Consider the following 15,798-nt stretch of genomic DNA (forward strand, 5'->3'; position numbering starts at 1 on the left):
CGGCCAGCGCGGCCGCGGCAAAAACGTAAGGGAGGTAAGCCTTTGGCACTGCCCGGGTCGCTTTCCGCGATCATTTCATTCGGTAGTGGTACTCTCCCACAACTTCCATGCCAAGGCGAGCATAGAGCGCGCGGGCAGCAGCGTTCTGCCGGGTGACGACCAGCGAAAGCCGGGTCGCGCCTTGTGCCTCTGCCCAGTTCGCCGCGGCATGAAGGAGCTTGCCGCCCAATCCCTGCCGGCGGTGGCTGTCCCGCACCTCCAGCGCGTGGACCATGGCCTCGGCGCCGTGGCAGGCGACGAAGGCGACGCCGGCCGAACGGTCGTCGATCCGGCCCAGCAGCGCCGCCTTCGGCCCGGTGACACGGTCCATCACCGCGATGCGCGCGGGGCCGATGCCGCCCTCGGACCAGATCGACCGGGCGATTTCCAGGGGTGGCCAGTGCGGGAAGGCGGTCAGTCGGGGAAGTTCAGCGGTCAGGCTGGCCACGGGGGCGGCATAGGCGACGACCGGGTCCACGATTCGCCAGCCGCGCGCGTCAAGGGCGGCATCAAGTGCGTCTTCGCCCGGCCGCACCAGCATCAGGGGGGCCGCCATTGCGGCTTCCAGCGCGTCCAAGTCGGTCTCGGTGAAAGGGCCATCCAGGCTTGCCGCCGACACCCGCTTCCCGCCACTCGCCCCGTCGCGCAGGGTGAAGGGACCAAGCGCTCGGCGGCTGGCGGGGGGCCAGGTCGCCTCCATCACCTCGGCCAGGAGGGCGGGGGTCATCCGAACATCCGCGTCAGCTTGACCATCGCGGCGTCCAACTTGGCCGGATCGGTTCCGCGCACGACCAGGTTGGTGCCATGCGCCCCGTTCTGGATGAAGGGGTAGGAGCCCATCGACAGCTCGGGGAATTCGGCCGCCAGCGCGCCGAACTGGGCGGCGATTTCGCCCTCGCCGCGCTCGACCCGCAGGGTCTGGGACAGAAGCGGCGGCCCGCCGGTGAGTTTCGGAAGAACGCTGGCGACCATCGCCTCGAAGATCTTCGGCACGCCCGCCATGACATGCACGTTGCCGATGGTGAAACCGGGGGCGGTCGAGACCGGGTTGTCGATCAGCGTCGCGCCATCCGGGATCCGCGCCATGCGCTGGCGCGCCTCGTTGAAGGGAAGGCCCGAGCGGTCGTAATGCGCCTGAAGCAAAGCCATCGCGTCGGCCCGGTGGCCGATCTTCGCCCCCATCGCCTCGGCAACGGCGTCGGCCGTGATGTCGTCATGGGTGGGGCCGATGCCCCCGCTGGTGAAGACATGGGTATACTTCGACGACAAGGCGCGGACGGCCTCGACGATCTCGGCATGGATGTCGGCCACCACGCGGGCTTCGCGCAGCGTGATTCCGATGCGGGTCAGCTCTCCGGCCAGGAAATGCATGTTCGAATCGCGCGTGCGGCCCGAGAGGATTTCGTCGCCGATTACCAGGATCGCAGCTGTCGGGTTGGTCATCGGGATCTCCGTCCTGCTTCGCTGCCTTGGGTATAGCCCCGGCCTCTGGCCATTTCCACGCAAGATAATTATGTAGTGGCCAAGGAGACCAGATGGACGACGTTCGCGCCCGCATCACCAAGGACGGCATTCGCATCTACGAAGATGCGGACTTCGCCGGAATGCGCGCGGCGGGACGTGTCGCCGCGGAAATCCTGGACGCCGTGGCGCCCCTCGTGGTGCCCGGGGCCACGACGGCGGCGATCGACGACTTCATCACCGAAGAGATCAAGCGTCGCGGCGTCACCTCGGCCACCATCGGCTACAAGGGCTACAAGCACGCGTCCTGCATCAGCGTGAACCACGTGGTCTGCCACGGCATTCCGGGGCCGAAAGTGCTGATGGACGGTGACATCCTGAACGTGGACGTCACGGTCATCGTTGATGGCTGGTACGGCGACACCAGCCGGATGTACGTGGCCGGGCAACTGGCCCGAAAGGCCGAGCGTCTGATCGAGGTCACGCATGAAGGCCTGATGCGCGGCATCGCGGCGGTGAAGCCCGGGAACACCTTCGGCGACATCGGCCATGCGATCCAGGCTTACGTCGAGGCGCAGCGGATGTCCGTCGTCCGCGACTTCTGCGGCCACGGGCTTGGCCGGGTGTTCCACGCGCCGCCGAACGTGCTCCATTACGGCCGCGCGGGCTCGGGTCCTGTGCTGGAGGAAGGCATGTTCTTCACCATCGAGCCGATGGTGAACCTTGGCCGGCCCGAGACGAAGGTGCTTGCCGACGACTGGACTGCCGTGACCCGCGACAAGTCGCTGTCCGCGCAGTTCGAGCATTCGGTGGGCGTTACCGCCACGGGCTGCGAGATCTTCACCCTCTCCCCTGCCGGCAAGTTCCACCCGACCTGGGGTTAGTGTCGGGACGCGGCCCGCCTCGTCCGTGGTCCGCCCAGCTTTCGGTCCCGACAGATCGGCTGATTGCATTTCGTGCCCCCCCGGCTTATTTCGGGGGCTGACCAAGAGGCAGACAGGCGCCCGCATGAACTGGATCACCAACTACGTCCGTCCGAAGATCAACTCGCTCTTCTCGCGTCGCGAGGTGCCCGAGAATCTTTGGACGAAGTGCCCGGAATGCGGAACCATGCTGTTCCACCGCGAACTGGCATCTAACCTGAACGTCTGCAGCAGTTGCGAACACCACATGGCGATCAGCCCGCGCGAACGGTTCGCGGCGCTGTTCGACGGCGGGATCTTCACCGAGGTGAAGGTGCCCGATCCGGTGGTCGATCCGCTGCATTTCCGGGACCAGAAGAAATACACCGACCGGATCAAGGCCGCACAGAAGGCGAGCGGCGAGAAGGATGCGATGCTGGTGGCCGAGGGCGAGATCGCCCGCACCCCGATCGTTGCCGCCGCGCAGGATTTCAGCTTCATGGCCGGGTCGATGGGCATGTATGTCGGCAACGCGATCATCGCCGCCGCCGAGCGCGCGGTGAAGCTGAAGCGCCCGCTGGTGCTGTTCTCCGCCTCGGGCGGGGCGCGGATGCAGGAGGGGATGCTCAGCCTCATGCAGATGCCGCGCACGACCGTCGCGGTGCAGCTGCTGAAGGAGGCGGGGCTGCCCTATATCGTCGTCCTGACCCACCCGACGACGGGCGGCGTGACGGCCAGCTATGCCATGCTGGGCGACGTGCAGATCGCCGAACCCAACGCCCAGATCGGCTTCGCGGGCGCGCGCGTCATCGAACAGACCATCCGCGAGAAGCTGCCCGAGGGCTTCCAGCGCGCCGAGTATCTTCTTGACCACGGGATGCTGGACCGGGTCGTCCACCGCAAGGCGATGAAGGACGAGCTTGTCACGTTGGTCCGGATGCTGACCGGCCAGCCTCCGGCGATCAAGGGCGATCTGCCCTCGCCGGTCGAGGCCAAGGCGGAAGCAGGCGTCTGATCCATGAGCCAAGGTTCCGACGTCATCCTGGAACGGATGATGACGCTGCATCCCAAGGTCATCGACCTGACCCTGTCACGCGTCGAACGCCTTCTGGCCGCATTGGGCCACCCCGAACGGTCGATCCCGCCGGTCATCCACATCGCGGGGACGAACGGCAAGGGCTCGACCCAGGCGATGATCCGGGCGGGGCTGGAGGCCGGGGGAGACAAGGTCCACGCCTATACCTCCCCCCACCTCGCGCGGTTCCACGAACGCATCCGTCTGGCGGGTGAGCTGATCAGCGAACCCGCGCTGACCTCGCTTCTCGACGAATGTGTGCGGGTGAACGGGCCGGACGAGATCACCTTCTTCGAGATCACCACCTGCGCGGCCTTCCTGGCCTTTGCGCGCACGCCCGCGGACTGGACCTTGCTCGAGGTCGGACTGGGCGGCAGGCTGGACGCAACCAACCTGGTGGACAAGCCCCGGCTGACGATCATCACCCCGGTGAGCATGGACCATGAGGCCTTCCTGGGCGACACCATCGAAAAGATCGCGGGTGAAAAGGCCGGGATCATCAAGCGGGGCGTTCCCTGCATCGTTGGCCCGCAGCACCCGGACGGGCTTGAGGTGATCGAGGCTAAGGCCGCATCGCTTGGTGCGCCGCTCTGGGTCTTCGGCCAGCATTGGAACGTCTGGGAAGAGCGCGGGCGGCTGATCTATCAGGACGAGAACGGGCTTCTCGACCTACCACTGCCGAACCTGCCCGGCCCGCACCAGGTCCAGAACGCAGGCGCGGCCATCGCGGCGCTGCGGCTTCTGGGCAAGGGCGAGTCGGCCTGCGAGGCGGCGGTGACCAACGCCTACTGGCCCGCCCGGATGCAGCGGCTGCGGCAGGGGCCTCTGGTCGAGATTGCGCCGCAGGTGGAACTATGGCTCGACGGCGGGCACAACCCGGCGGGCGGCGAGGCGGTGGCGGCGACGCTGGCGCGGATGCCGAAGCGCGAGACGCATCTGATCTGCGGGATGCTGAACACCAAGGACGTGACGGGCTACATGCGACCGCTCGCCCCGCAGGTGACGCGGCTCCATGCGGTCTCGATCCCCGGTGAGAAAAACACGCTCCCCGCCGAGGCCACGCGCGACGCGGCACGGGCGGCGGGGATGGAAGCGGTGACCGCAGGGTCGGTGGCAGAGGCGCTGGCGGGGATTGCCGCGACCTCGCCGGATGCTCGGGTACTGATCTGCGGGTCTCTCTACCTGGCCGGGACGGTGCTGCGCGAGAACGGGTAACCAAATTCCTTAAGGAAGGAATTTGTCAAAATTCTTACTCAAGAATTTTGGGTCCCGGGCGCACCGTACCGCGCCAGGAACATGTCCACGGCGCCATGCACCGTCCGGTGCGCCATGTCCGGCGTGATCGCCTCGGCCATCCCGAACATCAGCTTTTCGTGGATCGTGGCCTTGCAGAGTTGCGCGAACTGGTCGGCCGCAAGGTCCAGATCCTCGATCTGCAGCGCCCCGGACTGCACGTAGCAGCCCAGGTGATAGACCAGCCGCTGGTGGATCAGCCCCGGCCCGAAGTCATAGAACTGGCGGCCAAGGCCGGGGAAACGTTCGCCCTCGCCCACCACGATGCGGAACATGCGTTGGCCGAAATCCGACAGCTGGAACGCGACGATCCGTTCCGCGGCAATGGTCAGCGCCACCCGCACCGGCACGTCGCCCTCGACCATCGCCTCGGCCTCTTCGGTCTGGCGGTGGCATTCGCAGCGCGCGACTTCCAGGAACAGAAGCTGCTTGTCGGGGAAATAGGCGTAGATCGTCGCCTTCGACACGCCGGCCTCGCGCGCGATGTCATCCACCGAGGCGCGCTCGAACCCGTCGCGCATGAAGATCGTCCGGGCGCCTTCAAGCACCTGATCGAACTTCCGGCCGCGCCGGACCCCGTGATCGTGACTGACGTTCATCGGCCCCCCTGTGTGGGACCATAGACGATCGCGATCCGGCGCGGCAACCCGGAGGGTCACTCCTCCAGCTGGCAGGTCGTCGCTGTCGCAGGGGCCTCGCAGCCCTTGGTCGAGGTGATGACCTCGTCCGTGGGGAAGGTCAGGGCCGGCAGCAGCATGGACAGCGAGTCGGCGGCGACGGGCGCGGCAAGTGCAAGGCTGGTGGCAAGGGCAAGGGCGAAACGGGTCATCTCATGATCTCCATTCTGAACTCTACGGTTCAAAATCGTTTCTAAACCGACAAGTTCATTTCGGCAAGGGAAAAGTGAACTGCAAAGTTCAGATATCCCCATTGCCCCTGCCGATGACGGCGATAGATTAGAACCATTCCAAACTAAGGTATCCGACGTGCTTTCCGCCCTGACATTCCGCCGCCGCTTCACCGACCTGTCCGACCAGGAGGTGCTGGCCCTTGCCATCTCGTCCGAGGAGGACGACGCCCGCATCTACCGCAGTTTCGCCGAGCGCCTGCGGGCCGAGTTCCCGGCGTCAGCTGCAGTCTTCGACGGCATGGCGGTCGAGGAGGACGGCCACCGCCAGCGGCTGATCGACCTCCACCGCGCGCGCTTTGGCGAGGTGATCCCGCTGATCCGGCGCGAACATGTTGCGGGCTTCTATGCCCGCCGGCCGGTCTGGCTGTCGCAGTCCCTGTCGCTGGAAACGATGCGCGGCGAGGCGGCGGCGATGGAGAAGGTGGCGCATGATTTCTACCTCCGCGCCGCGGCACGGACGCAGGATGCCTCGACCCGGAAGCTTCTGGGCGACCTTGCCGCCGCCGAGGCGGGCCATGAACGCCACGCGCAACGGTTGGAGGAAAAGCATCTCTCGGATGACGCGCGCGGTGAAGAAGACCAGACGGCCAAGCGTCAGTTCATCCTGACCTGGGTGCAGCCGGGCCTTGCGGGGCTGATGGACGGTTCGGTCTCCACCCTGGCGCCGATCTTCGCCACGGCCTTCGCCACGCAGGACACCTGGACAACCTTCCTTGTCGGCTCGGCCGCGTCGGTCGGCGCCGGAATCTCGATGGGCTTCACCGAGGCCGCGCATGACGACGGTGTGCTCTCGGGCCGCGGCTCGCCCTGGAAACGCGGGCTCGCGTCCGGCGTCATGACCACCATTGGCGGGCTTGGCCACGCGCTCCCGTACCTGATCCCAGATTTCTGGACCGCGACCACCATCGCGATGATCGTGGTCTTCGTCGAGCTTTGGGCCATCGCCTGGATCCAGAACCGCTACATGGAGACGCCCTTCCTCCGCGCGGCCTTGCAGGTCGTGGTCGGGGGTGCTTTGGTCTTTGCCGCCGGGGCATTGATCGGGGGCGGGTGATGTATCGCAAGGGTGAGGTGAGCTATCAGCCCCTGCCGCTTCCGGACAGGGTGCAGCTGGAGCCAGAGGCCGCGCAGGCCGCCGCCGAAACCTTTCTCGCCTACATGAAGCAGCGCCATTCGGTGCGGGACTATTCGGCCCGTCCGGTGCCCGAGGGGGTGATCGCCGCCTGCATCGCCGCGGCCGGAACCGCGCCCTCTGGGGCCAATCACCAGCCTTGGCACTTCGTCGCGATCAGTGATCCCGCGATGAAGGCCCGGATCCGCGAAGGAGCCGAAGAGGAAGAGCGGGCTTTCTACCAGGGCGGCGCGGGAGACGAATGGCTGGCCGCGCTGGAGCCGATCGGGACCGGCGTGTCAAAGCCGCACCTGACCGATGCGCCCTGGCTGATCGTGGTCTTCGCGCAACGCTACGGGGTGACCGAGGATGGGGTGCGCTACAAGAACTACTACGTGCCGGAAAGCGTTGGCATTGCCACGGGCATGCTGATCGCAGCGATCCATCATGCCGGGCTCGTCTGCCTGGAGCATACGCCGAACCCGATGAAGTTCCTCGGGCCGCTATGCGGTCGGCCCGAGCATGAGAAGCCAGTCATGATCCTGCCGGTGGGCTATCCGGCCGAAACCGCCACGGTCCCGGCGGTGGCCAAGCGGAAGAAGCCTCTGGACCAGATCATGACCGTCTTCCGCTAGACGTCAGCCCAGTGCCGCGATGCGGCGCGGAACGACCAGGGGCCGCGGCGCTGCAGGATCCTCGGCGGCGGTAGTGCCGTCCGATTCCGAGGGGTCGCCAGGCGCCTCAGCTTCGGCCGGGACCCGCATGGACTCGGCCAAGGGTAGCGGCACCAGGACGGGATCGGTCACCACGGTTGTCGGCCGGCGCGGCCGGGTGGTGACGGCAAGCGCTTCGCGCTCTGCCCGATGCTGCTGCGGCCGGACCGTGGCGTCGTTTACCTTGATCACGGTGAAGCTGATGTTGTCCTGGTCCGGATCGTTCAGGCGCACCAGCTCGTCCAGCAGCCGCTCGGCGATTTCCGTCGACCGGGCCTTGCGATAGCGCGACAGAACCTTCTCGATCTGCGCGTTGCTCAGGTACTGCAACCCGTCCGAGGAACAGACCACGATGTCGCCGGCCTTCAGCTCCTGCGGTTTCGACGGGCAATCGATCCGGGCGACCTTGGAGCCCATGAGCACCGAAACCAGGCAGTTGCGGTCCGGGTGGTTGGCCGCGCTTTCGGCATCCAGCAGTCCCGCCTGCACCATGAGGTCCAGTTGCGGCGCCATCGAATGATCTTCGTTCAGCTGGGTGAGCTTCCCGTTGCGGAACAGGAACAGCGGCGAATCCCCGATCGAGATCCACCAGAGCCGGTTTTCGACCAGGGCGGGGACCACAAGAGTTGCGCCCATCCCGTCGGTCTCGGGGTGCGTGCGCGTGTGGTTGCGCAGGGTCTCGTTGGCCAGTTCCGCCACGCTGCGCAGGATCTCGGGCGCGCGGGCCTCGAAGTTGGCGACATTGGCGAAATGGAACTTAAGCTCGGAATAGACCTCGGTCAGGACAATCTTCGAGGCGACATCGCCGGCGGCATGTCCACCCATCCCGTCGGCCAGCACCACGAAGCCCGCTTCGGCACCGACGGGAAAATCCGCCGTGATCGCGTCTTCCTGATAGTCGCGTGCGCCCTGGTTGATGCCCGAGGCGACGTCGTAGCGCGGTTCACGCGATCGCCATATCATGCCCGTCTCCTTCGGCCGCGAACGAGGACCAGTTGAACTCGGGCGAACAAAGGACTTTCAGCACAAGGGTCGTCTCACCGATCTGGATCTCGTCCCCGTCGGACGCGGCTTCGGTGGCCAGAAGCGGACGGCCGTTCAGGCGGACAAGGTTCGACTTGCCGCCGTGGCCCACGTGGAAGGCGTGGGTGGTGGGATCATAGGCGATGGCGGCGTGGTTCTGCCGCGAGATCGCCATGTCGCCGTAATCCAGCGAGATCGTCTGGTCCGATCCGCGCCCGATCTGCGAGATCCCCGCCGACAGCGCGAAGGACGCGCCCTTCCCGGGGCCCTCCTTCACGATCAGCCAACCGGTCGGGAACATGACGTAGCCCTTGCCCGGGGCCGGAGCAGCGGGGACGATGGCGGGGGACTCGATGCCGTCGAACAGCGGGACGACAGCGGCCGGCTGGGCCTCGAAGCCCAAAACGCGCGTCTTGGTGCGGGTGGCGCGGCGCGGGGCTGCCTCCGGCTCGGGCGCGGGGGCGGCGGCGGCCGGTTGCGGCACCTCGTCCTCAAGGTCCCAGATCCCCCGGCTGGGCAGGGTCACGCCTTCGGGCAGTGGGGCCTTGGCCTTGACCACCCGGCTGGGCCGGGCCACGACCGCCGGCACTTCGGGCTCGACCGCAGGTTCCGGAGCCGGGGCCGGCGAGGCCGCCGCAAGTGCTTCCCGCAGTCGCTTGACCTCAAGCTCGGCAAGGGCCGCCATCACGGGGTCCGGACCGGTTTCCGGCAGGCCGGCCGACGGGCCGGCCTCGTCATTTTCGCGAAAGATCGTACGAAGGAACTTCAAGGTTTTCTCTCCCCGTCCTGATGTTTCGGCACTGGCAGTCAGTTTGCTGCCCGAAGCCGGAACTCCGCTTCCAGTGTACTGTCACCACGACGAATAACAAAACTGTAAGTTGTAATTCCGTTCGCGAACTCGCGCTGAAGTATTTCCCGAAGCGCGGTTGCGGTGCCGAGGGTTTCACCCGTCGGGATGTAGACGAGGAGGATGTCCCCGACCTCGATGGTGCCTTGCAGATCGGCTGGCAGCTCGGAAACAACGGTCTGGGCGCCGGTGGCCGTCTCGACCACGTCGAAGGTGTAGCCGCCCGGCAGGCGCAGGACGTTCGTGACCGGCAGGACCTCTTCGGCCGTAGCGGCGGTGGCGGCAGGGGCGGGGGTGGCCGGCGTCTCTGCGGGCGCGGATGCTGCCGCCGTCGCAGGGGCGACGCCCCCGGTTCCGCGGTTCAGCATGTTGGGCAAGGACAGCAGGCCGACAAGCAGCAGGACCGCCGCCGCAGACGACATCAGCACATCGCGCGGTCCGCGCGGGGCCTGGATCACCACCACCGGGGCCGGCGCGGTCGCGGCGGTCGATGCCGAGGGGACGCTGGGCGCACGCGCCGGGGCCGGGGCCGGGGCCGGCTGTGCGGCCGTCGGCTGCGGGGCGGGTGCCGGGGTCGCAGGTGGCGGGGCCGTTACCAAGCGGGCCGCCGGCGCAGGGGCAACCGGTTCCGACACCACACGCGCGGCATCGCCCGTCAGCATCGCCCGCCATTCATCGACCGATTGCAGCCGGTCCCGCGGGAAGATCGCCATGGCCCGGTCGATCGCCTCCAGGAATGCGCGGGGATAGGTCTTGAACCGCCCCGCCAAAGGCCGCAGCGGATCGCCCTCGCGGCCCGCGATGGCCGAAAGACGCTCCTGCGAGGTCCTCGGGGTTTCACCGGTGATCAAGTGATAGAAGCTTGCAGCAAGCGCATAAAGGTCACTGTACGGGGCCTGCTTGCTGCCGCTGACGTAGAACTCTTGCGGCGAGTAGCCGTCCTTGACCACCCGCAGACCCGAGACAGCGCGGCTTTTCCGCGTCACCTCCTTCCGCGAGGCGCCGAAGTCGATCAGGATCGGCTGGCCGGTCGCCTTCTGCAGCAGGATGTTGTCGGGCGAGATGTCGCGGTGCAGGAGCCCGCGCTCGTGCACATGGCCAAGCGCATCCAGCATCGTATGCAGGAAGGACGTGATTTCTTTCGGAGTCAGAGGCCGCGCCGTGCCCTCGACCGTCTGCAGCAGATCGGGCCCGTCGATGTAGTCCATCGCCATGTAGGCGGTTTCATTGTCCTCGAAGACATGATGGACCTTGATGATGTTCGGGTGGTTCAGCTGGGACAGCGTCACCGCTTCCTGCATGAAGCTTTTCACCGCAGCGCGGAATTCATCCTGCTGCGCCCGCGACCGTGCGCCCACCGTGGTGCCGATCCGGCGGCAGAAGGTCGAGGGGAAGCACTCCTTGATGACCACCTGCCGATCCAGCGAGTCGCGCGCGATGTAGACGATCCCGAACCCGCCGCTGTTGACGAAGGATTCGATGGTGAACTGCCCGAACAACAGCTTTGTGCCCGGCGGCAGCTCATCGGCTGTGGTCCCCAGGTCGACGGAATCAAACTTTCGCGCGGCAGCGGTCATCACTCACACCCATACCCGCGTCCTTCTTGCCCCCTTGAAGGACCTGCGGTTCTGTTCGTGTAACCAATGAGTTGGGCCAAAACGTGAAGCGTTTCCGGTCGTTTTTGGCCACAATCGGCCCTGCGCCCCCTCCCGGACTGATGCAGGCAATCTGTCAAATGCTGGAAAATATGCGGCAATGGACCCTTATTTCCGCAAGATGTGGAAACAATCGCGCCGCCCAAGCGTGGGAAACGATCCTCTCGCTGCCCTGCTTTTGCCACATCGCGGCATGCGATGTTTCGATTGCCTGAGACTTCCCGCCTCGGAAGCGGCCGATTCTCAGCCCGACCTTGCCCTTTGCGCGCGCCCGTGAGACACGGCCCCATGCTGGCAATCTTTCTGAAAACCCTGCCGTTCTTCGCCCTGATCGGGGTGGGCTACCTTGCCGGACGGATGCGGTTCTTCTCGGAAGATGCGACCGCCTACCTCACGCGCTTCGTCTTCTACTTCGCGCTCTCCGCCATGCTGTTCGGCTTCGCGGCGAACCTTGATGTCGCGGCGATCTTCAGCTGGCCCTTCGTTTTCGCCTATCTCCTGGCCACAACGGTGGTTTGGGTAATCGTGGCCGTCGTCGCCCTGGGGCGCGGCGTCAGCCGGGAAGAGGCCGTGTTCGAGGCGCACACCGGCGTCATCGGCAACGTAGGGTTCCTGGGGATTCCGATGCTGGCCCTGCTGCTGGGGCCTCAGGCGGTGGGGCCGGTCCTGCTGGTGCTGGCGGTCGACCTGATCGTCTTTTCCTCGATCCTGACCATGGTGATCACCGGGCTACGTGCCGGGCGGGTCAGCGCGCAGACCTTCGGGATCCTTGGGATGGGCCTGATCAAGAATCCGATGATCGTCTCGGTCGGGCTGGGCATCCTCTGGGGGGCGACCGGGCTTGAGCTTCCGGTCCCGGTGAACGAGTTCCTGACGCTTCTCGGTGCCGCCGCAACGCCCTGCGCGCTGTTCGCCATCGGGGCCTCCCTGTCGGGGCGATCGGCCGAAAGGATCGAGGTCGCCGCCTGGCTGTCCTTCTCCAAGGTCGTCCTGCACCCGGCGGCCGTGGCCGTAAGTTGCTGGCTCTTTGGCGTGTCGGGCTACCAGGCCGGGGTCATGATCGCCGCCGCGGCGCTGCCTGTCGCGGGCAACGTCTTCATCCTTGCGCAGCACTACGGCGTTGCGCCAAAACGCGTGTCGAGCGCCATCCTCGTCTCGACCGCCGCATCGGTCCTGACCGTGACTGCGGTGATCGCACTTCTCAGCCAGGGGGGCTACATATGAAAACCGTCTCGGAAAACCGGGCCTTCGGGGGCGTCCAGGGCGTCTACACCCACGCGTCGCAGTCCACCGGCTGCGACATGACCTTCGGCCTCTTCCTGCCCGAACAGGCCGAGGACGGGCCGGTGCCGCTGCTGTGGTTCCTCTCGGGCCTGACCTGCACGCACGAGAACGCGATGATCAAGGCCGGTGCGCAGCGCTGGGCGGCTGAGGCGGGGATCGCGCTCTGCTTCCCCGACACCTCTCCCCGCGGCGAGGGCGTGGCCAACGACCCCGACTTCGCGCTGGGCCAGGGCGCGGGGTTCTACGTGAACGCCACCAAATCCCCTTGGTCCCCGCATTTCCGGATGTGGGACTACGTGACCGAGGAACTCCCCCGTGTCCTGTTCAACGCCTTCCCGCTGGCCGAAGAGGCGCAGGGGATCACCGGACATTCGATGGGCGGCCACGGCGCGCTGACCATCGCGATGAGCTTTCCGGGCCGCTTCAAGTCGGTCTCGGCCTTCGCGCCGGTCTGCAACCCGACGGCCAGTGACTGGGGCCGCCCGCAATTTTCTGCCTATCTCGGACCCGATGAGTCCACCTGGGCCGCGCATGATGCGACACTCCTGATGCGGCGCCGGGGATTCGACGGGCCGATGCTGATCGACCAGGGCACGGCCGACCAGTTCCTCGATAAGCTCCGTCCCGAGGCGCTGGCCGAAGCGATGGCCCAGGCGCGGCAGGGCGGCACGTTCCGGATGCAGAAGGGCTATGACCACAGCTATTTCTTCGTCTCGACCTTCATGGAGGACCATGTGTCCTTCCATGCCCAGGCTTTCCTGGGCTAGGGCGCTTCTGCTGTCGCTGGCACTCGCGGCCTCACCCGTCGCGGCGGCCAGCCCGGCCGAGACGGTGCTGTCCGCCGTCAACGCGGCGCGGGCTAAGGCGGGGTGCCAGCCCCTGCGGATGAATGCCAAGCTGACGGCGGCGGCAAAGGCCCATGCGAAGGCGATGGCCGAGCAGAACTTTTTCGGCCACGCGGGGAAGGACGGCTCGCGCATGTCCTCGCGGATCAAGCGACAGGGCTACAGCTACCGGACGGCGGCGGAAAACATCGCGGCGGGGTATCGGTCGGCGGGGCAGGTGGTCTCGGGCTGGCTGAAAAGCGCGGGCCACCGGCGGAACATGCTGGACTGCCGGATGAGAGAGACCGGGATCGCGGTGGTCTACCAGGCGGACGACAGGCCGATCCGGGGGAACTCGGCCCCGCTGCGCTATTATTGGGTGCAGGTCTTCGCCGCCCCCGGCTGAAAGCTGTCCAGCGTGGACAGTTCGGGCGAGTGAACAAGATCAAGGACTTGGCCGCGGGCATTCAGCTTTGCGTAACCACTTTCCCCAGCGCACCCCCGTTCTTCATCGCTGTTGAACGATCCGGCCCGTTCCGGCTAGCCTTGCACCAAACGCGGGGAGGATGACGATGCGCAACCTGTTCACGGCCGTCCTGGTGGTGGTGGCGGCGATCCTGGGGTTCTATGCCTATCAGGCCAGCCAGAAGAGCAATGCCTTGCAGTCGGACCTTGCCGCGAAGACCGAGGCGACCATTGCGCTGGAGGCCGAGAAGACCAAGCTTGCCGAGGAGCTTGCCGCCCTGAAGGCCGAGGGCGAGGCCGCGGTGAAGGCCGCAGCCGATGCGACGGCGGCAATCGAGGCCGAGGGGCAGGCGATGCTGGAAAAGCTGAGCGGGCTCGAGACCGAGAAGGCGGACCTTGCAGCCAGGGTCGCGGCGCTGGAAGCCGAGGCCGCCCAGGCCGCCGAAGCCGCAAGGGCAGAGCTGGCGGCGCTGACCGACAAGGTTGCGGCGCTTGAGGCCGAGAAGGCCGCGCTGCAGGCGCAGGTCGATGCAGCGACGGCGGCGGCGGCCCCGGCCACCAACCCCTGAGCCTCGCCTGCCCGCGCCACCCCATGTCGCGGGCAGGACAGACGCAACCGGGAAGCCCCGGTCATCTGCCGACATGGCACGTTCGCAAGCCCTGACCGGCATCCTTTTCGCCATCGGCGGCACGCTGATCTTTTCGGTCAACGACGTGTCGATCAAGTTCCTGTCGGACGGCTATGCGCTGCACCAGGTGATCCTGATCCGCGCCTTCGTCGCGATGGCCTTCATCCTGTTCGTCATCAGCCGGACCGAGCGCGGGTTCGCCCAGCTGGTCACCGCCAGGCCCCGGATGCACCTGTTGCGGGTGATGATCGTGATGATCTCGAACGTCACCTACTTCGTGGGCCTGGCCACAATGCCCTTGGCCGATGCCGTGGCGGTGGCATATGTCAGTCCGATCATCATCACCCTTCTGTCCATCGTCTTCCTGGGCGAAAAGGTCGGCCCTCGCCGCTGGGCCGCCGTCATCATCGGAATGGTCGGCGTCGTGGTCATGCTGCGGCCGGGGGCGGGGGTGATCCAGCCAGCGGCCCTGCTCGTGCTGATCTCGGCGGTGATGTATGCCAGCGGGAACCTCCTCGTCCGGCACATGGGGGGCACCGAAAGCGCGATGACGCTGTCCTTCTACGTGCAGGCGGGGTTCATCGTCGTCAGCCTTGGCATGGGCCTCTGGGTCGGGGACGGGCACCTGGCGTCGGACGAGGGGCTTTGGGCCTTCCTCTTCCGCCCCTGGATCTGGCCGCCCCTGCATGATTGGCCGGTCTTCCTGGCCACGGGCCTGTCGGTGGGCATCGGCGGGATGATGGTGACGCAGGCCTACCGCACCACCGAGGCCGGACTGATCGCGCCCTTCGAATACGTGGGGATGCCGCTTGCGATCCTTTGGGGACTTGTGGTCTTCGGCACCTTCCCCGACGCGGTCTCCTGGGTGGGGATTGCGCTTATCTGCGGCTCCGGCCTTTATGTGATCTGGCGGGAAACGGTGCGCAAACGGGAAGGCGATGCAGCCTGAGGCAGTGATCTTCGACATCGGCAACGTGCTGGCGCGCTGGCAGCCCGAGGCCTTCTACGACCGCGTCCTGGGCGAGGACCGGCGGCGCGCCCTGTTCGCCGCCGTGGACCTGCACGGGATGAACGCGCTGATCGACGACGGGGACCTGTTCCGCGAGACGATCTATGACTGGGCCGACCGGCACCCCGACTGGGCGCCCGAGATCCGGATGTGGTATGACCGCTGGATCGAGTTGGCCTCGCCCCCGATCGAAGGCTCCATCGCGCTTCTCCGCGCGCTGCGCAGGAAGGGCGTTCCGGTCTTCTGCCTGACCAACTTCGGCAGCTATTCCTACGAGGAAGCCCGCGAAAAGCTGGATTTCCTGAGCGAGTTCGACCGCGAATATGTCTCGGGCCGTCTGCGGATCTCGAAGCCCGACCCGCGCATCTACCAGGCGGTCGAGGACGACTGCGGCCTGCCACCCGACCGGCTGATCTTCACCGATGACCGGGCCGACAACATCACCGCCGCCGCCCGTCGCGGCTGGCGCACGCACCAGTTCGAAAGCTGGCAGGGCTGGGCCGAGCGGCTGGTGGCGGAAGGGCTTCTGACACGAAGGGAGGCGGGCCTGTGACCCTG

The 15,798-nt window shown here is 66.6% G+C and carries 18 protein-coding genes; 11 read left to right on the forward strand and 7 right to left on the reverse strand.

The genetic code is table 11. The annotated features are described in order from the left end of the window. Positions 1-70: 70 nt before the first annotated feature. The gene (locus ACE3Q6_RS17965) at positions 71-766 is read right to left on the reverse strand and encodes a GNAT family N-acetyltransferase (RefSeq protein ID WP_374435452.1); all 696 of its coding nucleotides are present in this window, start codon (positions 764-766) and stop codon (positions 71-73) included. Beyond that, positions 763-1,482: a competence/damage-inducible protein A gene (locus tag ACE3Q6_RS17970; RefSeq protein ID WP_374435454.1), complete on the reverse strand. Its 720-nt coding sequence runs from the start codon at positions 1,480-1,482 to the stop codon at positions 763-765. Before ACE3Q6_RS17970 ends, ACE3Q6_RS17965 begins: the two co-directional genes overlap by 4 nt. A gap of 92 nt (positions 1,483-1,574) precedes the next feature. Here ACE3Q6_RS17970 and map point away from each other — a divergent pair, with 92 nt between their 5' ends. The 3 genes from map (at position 1,575) to ACE3Q6_RS17985 (ending at position 4,692) form a co-directional block, all read left to right on the forward strand. Beyond that, positions 1,575-2,384: a type I methionyl aminopeptidase gene (gene map, locus ACE3Q6_RS17975; protein ID WP_374435456.1), complete on the forward strand. Its 810-nt coding sequence runs from the start codon at positions 1,575-1,577 to the stop codon at positions 2,382-2,384. 124 nt (positions 2,385-2,508) lie between these two features. Beyond that, a complete protein-coding gene (gene accD / locus ACE3Q6_RS17980; RefSeq protein ID WP_374435458.1) occupies positions 2,509-3,417 on the forward strand; it encodes an acetyl-CoA carboxylase, carboxyltransferase subunit beta in 909 nt (302 codons plus the stop codon). Positions 3,418-3,420: 3 nt separating this feature from the next. Beyond that, a complete protein-coding gene (locus ACE3Q6_RS17985; RefSeq protein ID WP_374435460.1) occupies positions 3,421-4,692 on the forward strand; it encodes a folylpolyglutamate synthase/dihydrofolate synthase family protein in 1,272 nt (423 codons plus the stop codon). 38 nt (positions 4,693-4,730) lie between these two features. Here the strand turns inward: ACE3Q6_RS17985 and ACE3Q6_RS17990 are convergent, their stop codons facing one another. Next, entirely contained in the window at positions 4,731-5,369 is a 639-nt protein-coding gene (locus tag ACE3Q6_RS17990) for a TetR/AcrR family transcriptional regulator (protein WP_374435462.1), read from the reverse strand. A gap of 56 nt (positions 5,370-5,425) precedes the next feature. After that, on the reverse strand, positions 5,426-5,599 hold the full coding sequence (locus tag ACE3Q6_RS17995) for a hypothetical protein (protein ID WP_374435464.1): 174 nt from the start codon (positions 5,597-5,599) through the stop codon (positions 5,426-5,428). Positions 5,600-5,756: 157 nt separating this feature from the next. Here ACE3Q6_RS17995 and mbfA point away from each other — a divergent pair, with 157 nt between their 5' ends. Both mbfA and ACE3Q6_RS18005 read left to right on the forward strand, forming a co-directional pair. Beyond that, on the forward strand, positions 5,757-6,734 hold the full coding sequence (gene mbfA, locus ACE3Q6_RS18000; RefSeq protein ID WP_374435467.1) for an iron exporter MbfA: 978 nt from the start codon (positions 5,757-5,759) through the stop codon (positions 6,732-6,734). Beyond that, positions 6,734-7,426, forward strand: a complete 693-nt coding sequence (locus ACE3Q6_RS18005) for a nitroreductase family protein (protein ID WP_374435470.1) — start codon at positions 6,734-6,736, stop codon at positions 7,424-7,426. Before mbfA ends, ACE3Q6_RS18005 begins: the two co-directional genes overlap by 1 nt. A 3-nt stretch (positions 7,427-7,429) precedes the next feature. Here the strand turns inward: ACE3Q6_RS18005 and ACE3Q6_RS18010 are convergent, their stop codons facing one another. From ACE3Q6_RS18010 to ACE3Q6_RS18020, 3 genes are read right to left on the reverse strand one after another with little or no spacing between them, the layout of a single operon-like run. Beyond that, positions 7,430-8,467, reverse strand: coding sequence for a PP2C family serine/threonine-protein phosphatase (locus ACE3Q6_RS18010; protein WP_374435473.1), 1,038 nt, complete (start codon positions 8,465-8,467; stop codon positions 7,430-7,432). Further along, positions 8,448-9,296, reverse strand: a complete 849-nt coding sequence (locus tag ACE3Q6_RS18015; protein WP_374435475.1) for an FHA domain-containing protein — start codon at positions 9,294-9,296, stop codon at positions 8,448-8,450. Before ACE3Q6_RS18015 ends, ACE3Q6_RS18010 begins: the two co-directional genes overlap by 20 nt. Before the next feature lie 38 nt (positions 9,297-9,334). Beyond that, positions 9,335-10,951, reverse strand: coding sequence for a serine/threonine protein kinase (locus tag ACE3Q6_RS18020; protein ID WP_374435477.1), 1,617 nt, complete (start codon positions 10,949-10,951; stop codon positions 9,335-9,337). Positions 10,952-11,317: 366 nt separating this feature from the next. On the opposite strand from ACE3Q6_RS18020, the gene ACE3Q6_RS18025 reads away from it, so the two are divergent. From ACE3Q6_RS18025 to ACE3Q6_RS18050, 6 genes are all read left to right on the forward strand, one after another. Further along, positions 11,318-12,253 carry an AEC family transporter gene (locus tag ACE3Q6_RS18025; protein ID WP_374435479.1) on the forward strand — a complete coding sequence of 312 codons (936 nt, stop codon included), beginning with the start codon at positions 11,318-11,320 and terminating at the stop codon, positions 12,251-12,253. Then, the gene (gene fghA / locus ACE3Q6_RS18030; RefSeq protein ID WP_374435481.1) at positions 12,250-13,080 is read left to right on the forward strand and encodes an S-formylglutathione hydrolase; all 831 of its coding nucleotides are present in this window, start codon (positions 12,250-12,252) and stop codon (positions 13,078-13,080) included. The genes ACE3Q6_RS18025 and fghA overlap by 4 nt, the downstream gene beginning before the upstream one ends. After that, the gene (locus ACE3Q6_RS18035) at positions 13,058-13,543 is read left to right on the forward strand and encodes a CAP domain-containing protein (RefSeq protein ID WP_374435483.1); all 486 of its coding nucleotides are present in this window, start codon (positions 13,058-13,060) and stop codon (positions 13,541-13,543) included. The genes fghA and ACE3Q6_RS18035 overlap by 23 nt, the downstream gene beginning before the upstream one ends. A gap of 166 nt (positions 13,544-13,709) precedes the next feature. Continuing rightward, complete coding sequence (locus ACE3Q6_RS18040; RefSeq protein WP_374435486.1) at positions 13,710-14,171, forward strand: hypothetical protein; 462 nt, start codon at positions 13,710-13,712, stop codon at positions 14,169-14,171. Between the two features lie 73 nt (positions 14,172-14,244). After that, positions 14,245-15,180 (forward strand): DMT family transporter, encoded by a 936-nt coding sequence (locus ACE3Q6_RS18045; protein ID WP_374435488.1) that lies wholly within the window; start codon positions 14,245-14,247, stop codon positions 15,178-15,180. Next, complete coding sequence (locus ACE3Q6_RS18050; protein WP_374435490.1) at positions 15,170-15,793, forward strand: HAD family hydrolase; 624 nt, start codon at positions 15,170-15,172, stop codon at positions 15,791-15,793. Before ACE3Q6_RS18045 ends, ACE3Q6_RS18050 begins: the two co-directional genes overlap by 11 nt. Positions 15,794-15,798 lie beyond the last annotated feature (5 nt).

Origin of the sequence: Tabrizicola sp. (genome assembly GCF_041913445.1) — a bacterium.
In the GTDB taxonomy this organism is placed as follows: Bacteria; Pseudomonadota; Alphaproteobacteria; order Rhodobacterales; family Rhodobacteraceae; genus Tabrizicola.

Coding starts and splice junctions, on each gene's coding strand:
- ACE3Q6_RS18005 (WP_374435470.1), top strand. CDS start 6,734: ATGTATCGCAAGGGTGAGGTGAGCTATCAGCCCCTGCCGCTTCCGGAC.
- ACE3Q6_RS18035 (WP_374435483.1), top strand. CDS start 13,058: ATGCCCAGGCTTTCCTGGGCTAGGGCGCTTCTGCTGTCGCTGGCACTC.
- ACE3Q6_RS18025 (WP_374435479.1), top strand. CDS start 11,318: ATGCTGGCAATCTTTCTGAAAACCCTGCCGTTCTTCGCCCTGATCGGG.
- ACE3Q6_RS17965 (WP_374435452.1), bottom strand. CDS start 766: ATGACCCCCGCCCTCCTGGCCGAGGTGATGGAGGCGACCTGGCCCCCC.
- ACE3Q6_RS17995 (WP_374435464.1), bottom strand. CDS start 5,599: ATGACCCGTTTCGCCCTTGCCCTTGCCACCAGCCTTGCACTTGCCGCG.
- ACE3Q6_RS18050 (WP_374435490.1), top strand. CDS start 15,170: ATGCAGCCTGAGGCAGTGATCTTCGACATCGGCAACGTGCTGGCGCGC.
- accD (WP_374435458.1), top strand. CDS start 2,509: ATGAACTGGATCACCAACTACGTCCGTCCGAAGATCAACTCGCTCTTC.
- fghA (WP_374435481.1), top strand. CDS start 12,250: ATGAAAACCGTCTCGGAAAACCGGGCCTTCGGGGGCGTCCAGGGCGTC.
- ACE3Q6_RS17970 (WP_374435454.1), bottom strand. CDS start 1,482: ATGACCAACCCGACAGCTGCGATCCTGGTAATCGGCGACGAAATCCTC.
- ACE3Q6_RS18020 (WP_374435477.1), bottom strand. CDS start 10,951: ATGACCGCTGCCGCGCGAAAGTTTGATTCCGTCGACCTGGGGACCACA.
- ACE3Q6_RS18045 (WP_374435488.1), top strand. CDS start 14,245: ATGGCACGTTCGCAAGCCCTGACCGGCATCCTTTTCGCCATCGGCGGC.
- ACE3Q6_RS17990 (WP_374435462.1), bottom strand. CDS start 5,369: ATGAACGTCAGTCACGATCACGGGGTCCGGCGCGGCCGGAAGTTCGAT.
- ACE3Q6_RS18040 (WP_374435486.1), top strand. CDS start 13,710: ATGCGCAACCTGTTCACGGCCGTCCTGGTGGTGGTGGCGGCGATCCTG.
- map (WP_374435456.1), top strand. CDS start 1,575: ATGGACGACGTTCGCGCCCGCATCACCAAGGACGGCATTCGCATCTAC.
- ACE3Q6_RS17985 (WP_374435460.1), top strand. CDS start 3,421: ATGAGCCAAGGTTCCGACGTCATCCTGGAACGGATGATGACGCTGCAT.
- ACE3Q6_RS18010 (WP_374435473.1), bottom strand. CDS start 8,467: ATGATATGGCGATCGCGTGAACCGCGCTACGACGTCGCCTCGGGCATC.